Genomic DNA, 13,275 nt, shown 5'->3' with positions numbered 1-13,275 from the left:
CACCATGTTGAACTGCGCAATTCATGGCGCCCAGGACCTGCGCCTGGACGAACAGCAGCCCGAGGCGCTGGGCCCCACGCAAGTGCGGGTGGGTGTCAAGGCCGTGGGCATCTGCGGGTCCGACCTGCACTATTACCGCCACGGCAAAGTGGGCGACTTCGTCATCCGCGAACCGCTGACGCCGGGACACGAGGCGTCGGGGCAAGTGCTGGAAGTGGGCGCCGCGGTCACCGCCGTCAAGCCGGGCGATCGCGTGGCGCTGGATCCGGCGCGCACCTGCGGGGTGTGCCGCTATTGCCGCCAGGGCGATTCCAACCATTGCGAGGCCGTGTTCTTCTTCGGCAGCGCCAGCCGCTATCCGCACATGCAGGGGGCGATGCGCGAACAGGTGGTGGTGCAGGAAAAGCAGTGCTTGCCGGTGCCGGACAGCCTGTCGTTCGAGCTGGCGGCGTTCGGCGAGCCGCTGGCCGTGGCGCTGCATGCAGTGCAAAGCGCAGGCAGCCTCCTGGGCAAGACGGTGATGGTGGTGGGCGCCGGGCCGATCGGCGCGCTGATCCTGATGGCGGCGCGGTTGGCCGGCGCCAGCCAGGCAATCGTGGTGGACATCGTCGACGAGACGCTGGCCACCTGCGCCCGCGTAGGCGCCACGCGCACCATCAATGCCGCCCGCGATCCCGGCGCCATCGAGGAACTGGCCGCGGGCAAGGGCTCGGTCGACGTGTGCTTCGAGGCCTCCGGCAACTACGCCGGGCTGGCCAATTGCATCCGCGCGACGCGGCCGCGCGGCGTCATCGTGACGGTGGGCACGCTCAGTGGCAGCAGCGAGCAATGCCCTTTCAACCAGATCATGGTCAAGAGCCTGTCGGTCATCGGCAGTTTCCGCTTCGTCGACGAATACGCCTGGGCCGTCGACTACCTGAGCCGCGGCGTGCTCGACGTATCGCCGCTGCTGACGGCCGCGGTGCCGGTCGCCCGCGTGCACGACGCGTTCGCGCTGGCGGCCGACCGCCACCAGGCCATGAAAGTGATGGTGACGTTCTGACGCGCCCTTAGTCCCCCGGAGACTTCATGGATTTCGATTTTTCCCCGCTTGTCGAGAACTGGCGATTCTTCGCCGGCGGCCTCGGCGTTACCGTGGCGCTCAGTGCGGTCACGGCGGTGTCCAGCATCCTGCTGGGCCTCGTGATCGCGCTGTTGCGCCTGTATGGGCCCCGCTGGCTGCGCGGGCTGCTGGTGTTCTACATCGACAGCATGCGCGCCATCCCCGTGCTGGTGGTGCTGGTCTGGATCTACTTCGCCTTCCCGCTGCTGGCCGGCGTGAACTTCGCGCCTTTCTGGGCGGCGCTGGTGGCGCTGACCCTGCACATTGCGGCCTATTCGGCCGAGGTGATCCGCGCCGGCATCGAATCGGTGCGGCCGGGGCAGATGCGCGCGGGCCTGGCGCTGGGCATGTCGCGCGCCCAGGCGCTGCGCAAGATCATCCTGCCCCAAGCCACCATCCGCATGCTGCCGGCCTTCGGCTCCGTGCTGACGGTGGCCATCAAGGACACGGCCATCGCCACCGTCATCGCGGTGCCTGAACTGATGCACAAGGCCGAGACCATCGCGGGCCAGAGCTATCGGCCCATCGAAGTCTTCACCGCCGTCATCGTGGCGTACTTCGTGATCCTGTTCCCGGTCACCCGCGGCGTGGACCGGCTGTACCAACGCTACGCACACCTGGGGCGCTCATGAACTTGGACTGGGGAATCATCTGGGATTCGCGTGACGCGCTGCTGCAAGGCGCCGCGATGACCATCATGCTGACGGTGGTGACGATGGCGCTTGCCGTGCCCGGCGGCATGGTGCTGGCGCTGATGCGCCTGTCGTCGAACCGGCTGGCCAACGGCGTGGCCGTCGCCATCGTGGAGTTCTTCCGCAACCTGCCGCTGATCCTGGTGATCTATTGGGCGTTCTACGTGATGCCCATGGCGCTGGACGTGCAGTTCTCGGCGGTCACCACGGCGCTGGTGGCGCTGGTGCTGAACGTGTCGGCCTACAACTCGGAAACGTTCCGCGCCGGCATCAATTCGATCCGCAAGGGGCAAATGGAAGCCGCGCTGGCGATGGGCATGTCGCGCCGGCAGGCCATGTTCAAGGTGCTGATTCCGCAGGCCGGGCGCCGCATCCTGCCGGTGCTGGCCAGCACCTGGATCTCGCTGTTCAAGGATACGTCGCTGGTGTCGGTGATCGCGGTAAGCGAATTGGCCTACGCCTCGATGCAGGTGCGCGCGCAGAGCTTCCGCGTGCTGGAAATGCTGACCGCGATGGCGGTGATCTATTGGCTGATGGGTTATCCCCAGGCCAAGCTGGTCGACTGGATCCATCGCAAATACGGAGTCAAGGAATGAACGACATGATCCTGGAGCAAGAGCCCGCCATGGCGCGCACGGCGTCGGCCGCGCGCAAGGGCGCGGACCAGCCGCCCGTGCTGGTCTATGAACACGTGCGCAAGGTCTACGGCGATTTCGTGGCGTTGGCCGACGTGTCGCTGCAAGTGAACAAGGGCGAGGTGATGTGCCTGATCGGCCCGTCCGGTTCCGGCAAGTCCACGCTTTTGCGTTGCACCAACGCGCTGGAAAAACTGGACGGCGGGCGCGTGTTGCTGGACGGCGTGGCGTTGCCGGAATCCGAATCCGAGGTGCGCCGCGTGCGCCAGCGCATGGGCATGGTGTTCCAGAGCTTTGAGCTGTTCCCGCACAAGTCCGCGCTGGACAACGTGGCGATGGGGCCGATCACGGTGCTGGGCATGGCGCCGGAGGCGGCGCGCGCCCGCGCCATGGCGCTGCTGGAAAAGGTGGGCCTGGCCGCCAAGGCGGGCAACTTCCCCGCCAATCTGTCCGGCGGCCAGCAGCAGCGCGTGGCGATCGCCCGCGCGCTGGCGATGGAACCCGAAGTGATGCTGTTCGATGAACCTACGTCGGCGCTGGACCCGGAAACGGTGGGCGAAGTGCTGAACGTGATGAAGAAGCTGGCGCAGGAAGGCATGACGATGATCGTCGTGACCCACGAGATGAGCTTTGCGCGGCGCGTGGCCAATTGGGTGGTGGTGTTCGAGAACGGCGCCATTCTTGAGCAAGGCCCGCCCACGCAGATTTTCGACAACCCGCAAGTCGCCCGCACCCGCGATTTCCTCAGCCATCTGGGCTGGGAAGGCTAGGGCCCGAACGGGGCTCCTTTTGGCATCAACAGGGCCTAAGACCTTTTCCTGTCTTTACGGAAACCTAAAATGAAAATTACGAACGCACGCGTGATCGTTTGTTCGCCGGGCCGCAATTTCGTGACCCTGAAAATCGAAACCGACCAGGGGCTGACCGGCATCGGCGACGCCACCCTGAACGGGCGCGAGCTGGCCGTGTCGGCCTACCTGACCGAACACGTCATCCCCTGCCTGATCGGACGGGACGCGCACCAGATCGAAGACATCTGGCAGTACCTCTACAAGGGCGCGTACTGGCGCCGGGGGCCGGTTACCATGACCGCCATCGCCGCGGTGGACACCGCGCTGTGGGACCTGAAGGCCAAGGCGGCCGGCCTGCCGCTGTATCAGCTGCTGGGCGGCAAGAGCCGCAGCGGCGTGATGGTCTACGGGCACGCCAACGGGTCGGACATCGAGCACACGGTGGACGAAGTGCTGCGCTATGCCGACATGGGTTACCGCGCCATTCGCGCGCAAAGCGGCGTGCCGGGTCTGGACAAGGTCTACGGTGTGGGCCGCGGGAATTTGTTCTACGAACCCGCCGACGCCGACCTGCCCAGCGAGCACGACTGGTCCACCGAGAAGTATCTGCGCCACACGCCGCAGCTGTTCGAACGCATCCGCGAAAAGCTGGGCTTCGACCACCACCTGCTGCACGACGTGCACCACCGCCTGACGCCCATCGAGGCCGGACGCCTGGGCAAGTCGCTGGAGCCCTACAACCTGTTCTGGATGGAGGACGCGACGCCGGCGGAAAACCAGGAGGCGTTCCGCCTGATCCGCCAGCACACCACCACGCCGCTGGCTGTGGGCGAGATCTTCAATTCCATCTGGGACTGCAAGGACCTGGTGCAGAACCAGCTGATCGACTACATCCGGACCACCGTGGTGCACGCGGGCGGCATCACGCACTTGCGCCGCATCGCGGACCTGGCGTCGCTGTATCAGGTGCGCACCGGCTGCCACGGCGCCACCGACTTGTCGCCCGTCTGCATGGGTGCGGCGCTGCATTTCGACCTGTGGGTGCCCAATTTCGGCATCCAGGAATACATGCGCCACACGGACGAGACGGATGCCGTTTTCCCGCACGCCTATACGTTCGACCAAGGCATGCTGTATCCCGGCGACGTGCCGGGCCATGGCGTCGACATCGACGAGAAGCTGGCCGCCAAGTATCCGTACAAGCGCGCCTACCTGCCAGTGAACCGCTTGCAGCAGGACGGGACGCTATGGAACTGGTAGCCGCCGGCGCGGCGCGCCTGTCGCCCGCGGGCTTGTCCGCGCTGCCGGACACGGTGGCGCGCCCCGGCTATGACCGGGCCACCCTGCGCGCGGGCATCGTGCACCTGGGGCTGGGTGCGTTCGCGCGCGCGCATCTGGCGGCGGTCAACGAAGCCGCGCTGCATGCCGGCGCGGATCGCGGCTGGGGCATTTGCGGCGTATCGCTGCGCCAGGCCGATACGCGCGATGCGCTGGCGCCGCAGGACGGGCTGTACGCCTTGGCCCTGCGCAGCGCCGATGTTACGGGCCAGCCGCGCCAGCAGGTCGCGGTCATCGGCTGCCTGCTGGAAACCCTGGTCGCGCCGGAAGATCCGCAGGCGGTGTTGGCGCGCATCGCGCATGCGGACACGCGCATCGTCAGCGTCACCGTCACCGAGAAGGGTTATTGCCATGATCCGGCCAGTGGTCGGCTGAACCTGGACCATCCCGACATCGTGCACGACCTGGGGCAGCCGCTGGCCCCGCGCAGCACGATCGGCTTTCTGGCGTGGGGCTTGCAACAGCGGCGCGCGGCGGGGCTTGGCCCCATCACGCTGATGTCGCTGGACAACCTGCCCAGCAACGGTCATCTGCTGCGCGGCATGGTGCTGGCGTTTGCCGAGCAGGTCGATCGCGCCTTGGCGGCATGGATCGCGTCCTCCTGCGCGTTTCCGTGTTCGATGGTGGACCGCATCGTGCCCCGCACGACGGACGACGACCGCCGCGCGGTGGCCGATGCGTTGGGCGCACACGATGCCTGGCCGGTGCTGGCCGAGCCGTATCTGGAATGGGTTGTGGAAGACCGCTTTGCCGCCGGCAGGCCGGACTGGACGGTGGGCGGCGCGCGCTTCGTGGCCGAGGCCGCGCCCTTCGAAACGCTGAAGCTGCGCACGGTCAACGGCGCGCATTCGGCGCTGGCCTATCTGTCGGTGATGGCCGGCTGGGAGACGGTGGACCAGGCGATGGCCCACCCTGCCTTGAAAGCCTATCTGGCCGCGCTGATGAGCGACGAGATCGTGCCGACCCTGCCGGCGTTGCCGGGCCTGGACCTGGTGCAGTATCAAGCCCGCTTGCTGCAGCGCTACCAGAATCCGGCGCTCAAGCATCAGACCCGGCAGATTGCGATGGACGGCTCGCAGAAGCTGCCGCAGCGCCTCTTGGACACCGTGCGCGCGCGGCTGACGGCGGATCTGCCCATACCCGGCCTGGCGCTGGCCGTGGCGGGGTGGCTGCATTTCTTGCGGGGCGTGGATCAGGCGGGACGCCGCTACGAGATCCAGGACCCCATGGCCGATCGCCTGGTGCAGCAGTACGCGTTGGCGGAACAGGCGGCGCAACGATCCGGGGAGGGGCCGGCGGCGATGCTGGCCTGGGCCGGGTCGTTGACGAGCCTGGCGACTGTGTTTGGGGATCTGGGCCAGGACCCGCGTTTCGTGCGGGCCGTGGCGCAGGCGGCGCAGTCCTTGCGCAGCCAGGGCGTGGTCGGCGCGCTGGCCGCGCTGGCAGCCTCCACACCCCGCTGATCCGGGATCGGATCAGCCCGGCTTCTTCACCACGATCGTGGCCGTGTCGCTGGTAAAGGAGCCGTCTTCCTGCACGTCGAAGTGCGCGCGCACCACGTCCGGCGCAATGCCGAACATGTGGCGCAGCGCCGCCACCAGCGTGTCCGGCGTGCGCATGCGCGTAACCCAGGTCTGGAATTCCAGCGGCAGGCGGCGCGGCGACAGCCCTTGCAGGGTGAAGCCGGCTTCGGTCAGCATGCGCGTCCATTCCGCCATCGAGTAGTCGCGCACGTGCGAGGTGTCTCGCAGCACTTCGATGGTCTGCAGCCAGGTATCCAGCAGCGGTTCGCCGGGCGAGACCACGTCGGCGAACACGGCGATGCCGCCGGGCTTGAGCACGCGGAAGGCTTCGCGCAGGCCGCGTCCGGCGTCCTGCCAGTGGTGGGTGGAATAGCGCGACATCACCAGGTCGAATTCGCCGTCGGCGAACGGCAGGTATTCGGCCTTGCCCTGACAGGTGACGAGGTTGGCCAGGCCGCGCTTGGCGGCTTCGGCCGCCACCACGTCCAGCATCTGCTGCGACAGGTCGTAGGCGGTGACGTGGCGGACTTCGGGCGCGACGTGAAAGCTCACGTGGCCGCCGCCACAGCCCAGGTCCAGCACGCGCGCATCGGGGTGCTGGCGCGCAATGCCGGCCATTTGCTGCAGGTCTTCGCCCTGGGCGTGGACGGCGCTGGTCAGGTAGGCGGTGGCGCGGGGGCTGAATTGGCGGTCGACGGCGGCGTCGTGGGTACTGGCGGTCATGGATATCCTCAAGGGGCTGGGTGCGGAACAAGGGGTGCAGGCGCTAAGATAGGCGTGCCCGTATACACGTACAAGCCCATTGCTTATCCTGGTATGACTACTTCCCCCCTTGCCGGCGCCGCCAATCAGGACGGTTCCCCCTTGCGCCGACAGGCGCTGGGCGAATTCGTCCGCAGCGCCCGTTCCCGCATCACCCCCCAGATGGCCGGGCTGCCCGAAGGCATGCGCCGCCGCACGCCGGGGCTGCGACGCGAAGAAGTCGCCCAACTGTGCGGCATCAGTGTCACCTGGTACACCTGGATCGAGCAGGGGCGGGAAGTGTCGGTGTCGCCCTCGGTCTGGTCACGCATCGCTGGCGTGCTGCAACTGGCCCGCGCCGAGCGGGCCTACCTGTTCGACCTGGCCGACTGCGCCGACCCGCAACACGCGCGCGACGACGCGGGCGCCGCGCCTGGTCCGCTGCAGGAATGCGTGAACGCCATCGACGCGCCCGCCTACGTGCTGGACCGCGCCTGGAACGTGCTGGCCTACAACGAGCCGTTGCGCGACCTGTTCGACGACTGGCCCACGCGCGACACCGAACCGAACCTGCTGCGCTACATCTTCACGGACCCGGCCGCGCGCGAACTGGTGGTGGATTGGGACCAGCGCGCCCGCCGCGTCGTGGCGGAGTTTCGCGCGGATGCCGGCGCGCATCTGGACGAACCGGCGGTGCTGGGCCTGCTGGATACGCTAAGCCGCCAAAGCCCGGTGTTCGCCCATTGGTGGACGCGTCACGCCGTGGTGGAGCGCGAGGGGGGCTTGCGAGAATTCCAGCACCCCCGGGACGGCAAGCTGGCCTTCCAGCAGATCACGTTCCGGCTGGCGACCCATCCGGACCTGAAGCTGGTGATGCTGCTGAGCGGGGCGGTGCAGGCCGAGGCCTAGCCGCGGAACAAGCTGTCCTGCATCCCTGCGTCTACCAGCCCCTGCAGCAGCTTCTTGACCGGCGCGGGCAGCGCCATGGATGCCAGCTTGTCCGCATGGACCCAGCGTTCCGGCAGCGCCGATTCGCGCAGGCTGGCTGCGCGCACGGGCACCAGCCATGGCCGGATGTGCAGGCGGTAGTGCGTGAAGGTGTGGGCGAAGGCGGCCAGTTCAAAGCGTTGTTCGGGCTCCAGGCCCAGCGCGCGCGATGCGGCGTCGGGGTCGCCCGCCACGTCGAATTCGGGCAGGCTCCACAGGCCGCCCCAGATGCCGGGTTCGGGCCGTTGCTGCAACAGGAAAGCCCCTTGGTGTTGCAGCACCAACATACAGGTCTCGCGTTCCGGTATTGCGCGGCGCACTTTGGGGGTGGGCAGTTCGGCCTGGCGGCCCTCGCGGCGGGCGACGCAGCTGTCGGCCACCGGGCATTTGTCGCAAGCGGGCTTGCCGCGCGTGCACAGCGTGGCGCCCAGATCCATCAACCCTTGCGTGTAGGCGGCCATGTCCAGGCCGGGGGCGGCCTCGACCTGGGCGTCGGCCAGCGCCCATAGCCGCGTTTCGATTTCCCGCTTGGCGGGATCGCCGGCAATGCCGAAGTGGCGCGTGAACACGCGCTTGACGTTGCCGTCCAGGATAGGCGAACGCTCGCCGTAGGCGAACGCCGCAATCGCCGCCGCCGTGGACCGGCCGATGCCGGGCAGGGTCGCGATGGTTTCCGCAGTGGGCGGGAAGCGGCCGTTCCAGTCGCGCGCGATCTCCTGCGCGCACCGGTGCAGGTTGCGGGCGCGTGCGTAGTAGCCCAGTCCGGCCCAGTACGGCATCACGTCTTCCTGCGCGGCGGCGGCCAGCGCGGCTACGTCCGGGAAGCGTTGCAGGAAGCGGTCGTAATAGGGGATCACGGTGGCCACTTGCGTCTGCTGCAACATGATCTCGGACAGCCAGATCCGATACGGGTCACGCGTGTTTTGCCAGGGCAGATCATGGCGGCCATGCTGGCGCTGCCAGGCGACGATACGAGGGGCGAATTCCATGGCGCTCATTATCGCATCGCCCTATTGCCGGGGTCAGGGCGACCGGTTACAACTAAGAGCCTGTGCGACGCGCTTTTGGGTGTTGCCAGGTCCTACCTAGAGCGCGAAAGCGCCATCACTTCACTTTCACGGCCCTTGTTGGCCCGCGGGCGCGCATGGCGCGCGACGCGAAGCTGGTGGGGGCATCCAGATCTTGGAGTCGAGACATGAATGCCCCCCTGCCGCCCGCCTTGCGCGCCGCGCTTGAATCCGTCCAGCTGGACGACAAATACACCCTGGAATCCGGCCGCGCGTGGATGAGCGGCATCCACGCCCTGGTTCGCCTGCCGATGATGCAGCGCGTGCGGGACGTGCGGGCGGGGTTGAACACGGCGGGCTTCGTGTCGGGCTACCGGGGGTCGCCGCTGGGCGGCGTGGACCAGAACATGTGGAAGGCGGCCAAGTACCTCAAGGCCCACCACGTTGAGTTCCAGCCGGGCATCAACGAAGACCTGGCCGCCACCGCCGTGTGGGGGTCGCAGCAGGTCAACCTGTTTCCCGGCGCCAAGTACGACGGCGTGTTTGGCATGTGGTACGGCAAAGGCCCCGGCGTGGACCGTTGCGGCGACGTCTTCAAGCACGCGAATGCGGCCGGCACCTCGCGCCACGGCGGTGTGCTGGTGGTGGCGGGCGACGACCATCCGGCCAAGTCCTCCACGCTGCCGCACCAAAGCGACCATATCCTGAAGGCCTGCATGATCCCGGCGCTGTTTCCGGCCAGCGTCCAGGAAGTGCTGGATTTCGGCCTGCACGGCTGGGCGATGAGCCGCTACGCCGGCGTGTGGGTGGGCATGAAATGCATCACCGACATCGTCGAAGTGTCGGCCTCGGTGGACGTAGACCCGCACCGCGTGCGCATTCAGCTGCCCGAAGACTTTCTGATGCCGGCCGACGGCCTGAACATCCGGGTGCCGGACACGCCCCTGCAGCAAGAGGCCCGGCTGCTGGACTACAAGCTGTACGCCGCGCTGGCCTACGCGCGCGCCAACAAGCTCAATCGCGAACTTTGGCATGTGCCCGAGCGTGATGCGCGCTTCGGCATCATGACTTCCGGCAAGGCGTATCTGGACACGCGGCAGGCGCTGTCCGACCTGGGGTTGTCCGAAGCCGTCTGCCAACGCATCGGCCTGCGCCTGTTCAAGGTCGGCATGGTGTGGCCGCTGGAATCCACCGGCATGCAGCAGTTCGCCGAAGGCCTGGACGAGATCCTGGTCGTCGAGGAAAAGCGCCAGGTGCTGGAATACCAGTTGAAGGAAGAGCTGTTCAGCTGGATCGGCAGCGGCAAGAAGATTCCGCGCGTGGCCGGCAAGTTCGACGACAAGGACGGCGGTGAATGGTCGGTGCCGCAAGGCAATTGGCTGCTGCCCGCGCACTACGAGTTTTCACCGGCAATGGTCGCCAAGGCGATCGCCGCGCGCCTGCTGCGGTTTGAATTGCCCGAGGACGTGCGCGCCGGCATCCTTGCCCGACTGGATTTCATCAACGGCCGCGAACAGGCCCTGGCGCGCCCGCGCGTCGTCGAAGAGCGCAAGCCCTGGTTCTGTTCGGGCTGTCCGCACAACACATCGACCCGCCTGCCCGAAGGCTCACGCGGCATGGCCGGCATCGGCTGCCACTACATGGTGCGGTGGATGGACCGCAACACCGAGGTCTATACCCAGATGGGCGGCGAGGGCGTACCCTGGGTGGGCCAGGCGCCGTTCACCGAGGAAAAGCACGTCTTCGCCAACCTGGGCGACGGCACGTACTTCCATTCCGGGCTGCTGGCCATCCGCGCCGCCGTGGCAGCCAAGGTGCCGATCACCTACAAGATCCTGTTCAACGACGCCGTCGCCATGACGGGCGGGCAGCCCGTCGATGGCCCGATCAGCGTGCCGATGATCAGCCGCCAGATGGCCGCCGAGGGCATCGACAAGATCGTCGTCGTGACCGACGACCCCGACAAGTACAACGACGTCACCGACCTGGCGCCGGGCGTGCCGGTGATGCACCGCGACGAACTGGACGCGGTGATGCGTGAACTGCGCGAGCACCCTGGCGTGTCGGTGCTGATCTACGACCAGACCTGTGCCACCGAAAAGCGCCGCCGCCGCAAGCGTAACGCCTATCCTGACCCGGCGCGGCGCGTCGTCATCAACGAACGCGTCTGCGAAGGCTGCGGCGATTGTTCGCAGAAGTCGCATTGCCTGTCGGTGGAGCCGCTGGAAACCGAATTCGGCCGCAAGCGTGCCATCAACCAATCCAGCTGCAACAAGGACTTCTCCTGTCTGAAGGGCTTCTGCCCCAGCTTCGTGACGGTGGAAGGCGGCAAGCTGAGAAAGCCCAAGGCCTTGTCGCAGGAAGGCGTCATCGACGCAGCCGTGCCCGCGCCGCGCACGCCCGCGCTGGATCAGCCCTATGGCGTATTCATCGCTGGCGTGGGGGGCACGGGCGTCGTCACCATCGGCCAATTGCTGGGCATGGCGGCGCACCTGGAAGGCAAGGGCTGTTCGGTGCTGGACATGGCCGGCCTGGCGCAAAAGGGCGGCGCCGTGTATTCGCACGTGGTGCTGGCGCAATCGCCCGAGCACCTGATGAATACGCGGGTCGCCATGGGCGAGGCCGACCTGCTGCTGGCGGGCGACCTGGTGGTTGCCACCAGTGCGGACAGCATGGCGCGCCTGCGCCCGGGTCGCACCCGCGCGCTGCTGAACCGGGACAACGCGCCCACTGCCGCTTTCGTCTCGAATCCTGATTGGACGCTGCCCGGCGCCAACCTGACCGCGGACCTGCAGGCGGCCTGCGGCAAGGAGAACCTGCACACGGTGGACGCGGCCGCGATCGCGGTGGTGCTGCTGGGCGACGCCATCTACGCCAACCCGCTGATGATGGGCTACGCGTACCAGAAGGGCTGGATCCCGCTGTCACAAGAGGCGCTGCTGCGCGCGATCGAGCTCAATGGCCAGCAAGTGGCGAACAACCAGGCCGCCTTCGCCTGGGGCCGCCGCGCCGCGCACGACCTGGCCGATGTGATGCGGATCTTGGCCAACGGCGGCATGCCGATCGCCCCGCCCGAAGACATCATTGAAATCAAACGCCCGCGCGCCGCACCCGTGACCGAACTGAAGAAACCCGCCGGCGAATTGGCGCAGCTGGTGGCGGTGCGCAAGGCGTTTCTGACGCAATACCAGAACGAGGCCTACGCGAAGCAGTACACGGACCTGGTGGACAAGGTGGCCCGAGCGGAACAGGAAGCCACGGGAACGAACCGCCTGGCAATGGCCGTGGCGCGCAACGCCTTCAAGCTGATGGCCTACAAGGACGAATACGAGGTGGCGCGGCTGTATTCGGACGGCGAGTTCGTGAAGAAAGTCGGCGAGCAGTTCGAGGGCGATTGGAAACTGCGCTTTCACCTGGCCCCGCCGCTGTTCTCCCGACGCGACAAGCAAGGCCATCTGATCAAGCGCAGCTACGGACCGGGAATGCTGAAGGTGTTCGGCGTGCTGGCGAAGTTGCGGCGGTTGCGGGGGACGCGGCTGGATGTGTTCGGCTACACGGCGGAACGGCGCGCGGAACGCGAACTGATCCGGGAGTACCGGGAGACGATGACGGCGATCTTGTCGAAATTGAACCGCGGGAATCTGGAAAAGGCGGTGACGTTAGCGGGGTTGCCGGAGGAGATCCGGGGCTACGGACATATCAAGGAGGCGGCGATGGAGAAGGTTGCCGGGAAGCGGGAGGAGTTGCTGAGGGAGTTCAGTGCTCGGGTGGTGGCTATAGGGGTGCGGGCAGCGTGAGTTTTGTTGTTATGGGTCTGCTGAGTTCTTTAGACGCCCGGCGGGTTGGTGGCCGGTGGGGCGCGGGTCAACGATTGCGGTCCGGAGCCTTCGCTCCGGACTGCCCCGTCGTCATCTTCGTTGCCGCCTACGGCGGCTGCCTTCAGATTCCCTCGGGCTTATCGACGCCCCGCGCCCCACCGGCCACCAACCCGCCGGGCTCCGTTGAGCGCGATTTCTCGGTCGCTGGGGAGGGCGGTGTGCTTAGGGTTCTTCTCCACGGCGGGGAGGGGTGGAAGGTCTTGCGGGGCCCGCTCCCGGCCGGCCGCGCGGGCGGCCTATGGGAGCTTACGCGTTGTCTTGCGTTGTGGCTTTTGGCGCTTCGCGTGTGGGGGCGTTGTGCACGTAAACCCTTTCGATGTATGCCTCTACGATGGGTTACGCGCGATGCACGTGCCCGTTCTTATGCCGGATTTGCCGCGCTTCACCCATCCTACGATTGCCGGTCGGCGGGTGGCGATTGAGGTGAGTGGGGGTGGCGTCTTCGTAGGATGGGTGGAGTGCGTCCCGATAGGCCTGAGCACACGGATGTATGCCGCACGTAACCCATCATCGATGCATGTCACCACTCGATGGGTTGCGCACGAAGATGATTAGCGACCAACGACCACCCCTTGAACATT

The 13,275-nt window shown here is 67.0% G+C and carries 10 protein-coding genes; 8 read left to right on the top strand and 2 right to left on the bottom strand.

The annotated features are described in order from the left end of the window. The first annotated feature begins 4 nt into the window (after nucleotides 1-4). From AC3WMU_RS24835 to AC3WMU_RS24810, 6 genes are all read left to right on the top strand, one after another. Nucleotides 5-1,042: an L-idonate 5-dehydrogenase gene (locus AC3WMU_RS24835; RefSeq protein WP_006227991.1), complete on the top strand. Its 1,038-nt coding sequence runs from the start codon at nucleotides 5-7 to the stop codon at nucleotides 1,040-1,042. A 26-nt stretch (nucleotides 1,043-1,068) separates the two neighbouring features. Continuing rightward, nucleotides 1,069-1,734, top strand: coding sequence for an amino acid ABC transporter permease (locus AC3WMU_RS24830; RefSeq protein WP_088590978.1), 666 nt, complete (start codon nucleotides 1,069-1,071; stop codon nucleotides 1,732-1,734). Next, nucleotides 1,731-2,390: an amino acid ABC transporter permease gene (locus AC3WMU_RS24825; protein WP_006227993.1), complete on the top strand. Its 660-nt coding sequence runs from the start codon at nucleotides 1,731-1,733 to the stop codon at nucleotides 2,388-2,390. Before AC3WMU_RS24830 ends, AC3WMU_RS24825 begins: the two co-directional genes overlap by 4 nt. A 29-nt stretch (nucleotides 2,391-2,419) precedes the next feature. Then, on the top strand, nucleotides 2,420-3,199 hold the full coding sequence (locus AC3WMU_RS24820; protein ID WP_424922751.1) for an amino acid ABC transporter ATP-binding protein: 780 nt from the start codon (nucleotides 2,420-2,422) through the stop codon (nucleotides 3,197-3,199). 69 nt (nucleotides 3,200-3,268) lie between these two features. Continuing rightward, complete coding sequence (gene manD / locus AC3WMU_RS24815; RefSeq protein WP_006227995.1) at nucleotides 3,269-4,480, top strand: D-mannonate dehydratase ManD; 1,212 nt, start codon at nucleotides 3,269-3,271, stop codon at nucleotides 4,478-4,480. Then, nucleotides 4,468-6,021: a mannitol dehydrogenase family protein gene (locus AC3WMU_RS24810; protein WP_492283098.1), complete on the top strand. Its 1,554-nt coding sequence runs from the start codon at nucleotides 4,468-4,470 to the stop codon at nucleotides 6,019-6,021. Before manD ends, AC3WMU_RS24810 begins: the two co-directional genes overlap by 13 nt. Nucleotides 6,022-6,033: 12 nt before the next feature. Here the strand turns inward: AC3WMU_RS24810 and AC3WMU_RS24805 are convergent, their stop codons facing one another. Then, a complete protein-coding gene (locus AC3WMU_RS24805) occupies nucleotides 6,034-6,804 on the bottom strand; it encodes a class I SAM-dependent methyltransferase (RefSeq protein ID WP_492283097.1) in 771 nt (256 codons plus the stop codon). A 93-nt stretch (nucleotides 6,805-6,897) separates the two neighbouring features. On the opposite strand from AC3WMU_RS24805, the gene AC3WMU_RS24800 reads away from it, so the two are divergent. Next, nucleotides 6,898-7,731: a helix-turn-helix transcriptional regulator gene (locus AC3WMU_RS24800; protein WP_492283096.1), complete on the top strand. Its 834-nt coding sequence runs from the start codon at nucleotides 6,898-6,900 to the stop codon at nucleotides 7,729-7,731. Here the strand turns inward: AC3WMU_RS24800 and mutY are convergent. Continuing rightward, nucleotides 7,728-8,807 (bottom strand): A/G-specific adenine glycosylase, encoded by a 1,080-nt coding sequence (gene mutY, locus AC3WMU_RS24795; protein WP_454676089.1) that lies wholly within the window; start codon nucleotides 8,805-8,807, stop codon nucleotides 7,728-7,730. The genes AC3WMU_RS24800 and mutY overlap by 4 nt on opposite strands. A 197-nt stretch (nucleotides 8,808-9,004) precedes the next feature. Here mutY and AC3WMU_RS24790 point away from each other — a divergent pair, with 197 nt between their 5' ends. Then, nucleotides 9,005-12,613, top strand: coding sequence for an indolepyruvate ferredoxin oxidoreductase family protein (locus AC3WMU_RS24790; protein ID WP_492283095.1), 3,609 nt, complete (start codon nucleotides 9,005-9,007; stop codon nucleotides 12,611-12,613). Nucleotides 12,614-13,275 lie beyond the last annotated feature (662 nt).

The organism is Achromobacter sp. FW305-C-13 (genome assembly GCF_058783475.1).
Note: the sequence above shows the minus strand (reverse complement) of the source record. Positions and strands in the feature narration are given on the sequence as shown.

Excerpts from the sequence above, each read along its gene's own strand:
- AC3WMU_RS24800 (WP_492283096.1), top strand. The coding sequence starts at position 6,898 with ATGACTACTTCCCCCCTTGCCGGCGCCGCCAATCAGGACGGTTCCCCC.
- AC3WMU_RS24805 (WP_492283097.1), bottom strand. The coding sequence starts at position 6,804 with ATGACCGCCAGTACCCACGACGCCGCCGTCGACCGCCAATTCAGCCCC.
- AC3WMU_RS24810 (WP_492283098.1), top strand. The coding sequence starts at position 4,468 with ATGGAACTGGTAGCCGCCGGCGCGGCGCGCCTGTCGCCCGCGGGCTTG.
- manD (WP_006227995.1), top strand. The coding sequence starts at position 3,269 with ATGAAAATTACGAACGCACGCGTGATCGTTTGTTCGCCGGGCCGCAAT.
- mutY (WP_454676089.1), bottom strand. The coding sequence starts at position 8,807 with ATGAGCGCCATGGAATTCGCCCCTCGTATCGTCGCCTGGCAGCGCCAG.
- AC3WMU_RS24790 (WP_492283095.1), top strand. The coding sequence starts at position 9,005 with ATGAATGCCCCCCTGCCGCCCGCCTTGCGCGCCGCGCTTGAATCCGTC.
- AC3WMU_RS24825 (WP_006227993.1), top strand. The coding sequence starts at position 1,731 with ATGAACTTGGACTGGGGAATCATCTGGGATTCGCGTGACGCGCTGCTG.
- AC3WMU_RS24830 (WP_088590978.1), top strand. The coding sequence starts at position 1,069 with ATGGATTTCGATTTTTCCCCGCTTGTCGAGAACTGGCGATTCTTCGCC.
- AC3WMU_RS24820 (WP_424922751.1), top strand. The coding sequence starts at position 2,420 with ATGGCGCGCACGGCGTCGGCCGCGCGCAAGGGCGCGGACCAGCCGCCC.
- AC3WMU_RS24835 (WP_006227991.1), top strand. The coding sequence starts at position 5 with ATGTTGAACTGCGCAATTCATGGCGCCCAGGACCTGCGCCTGGACGAA.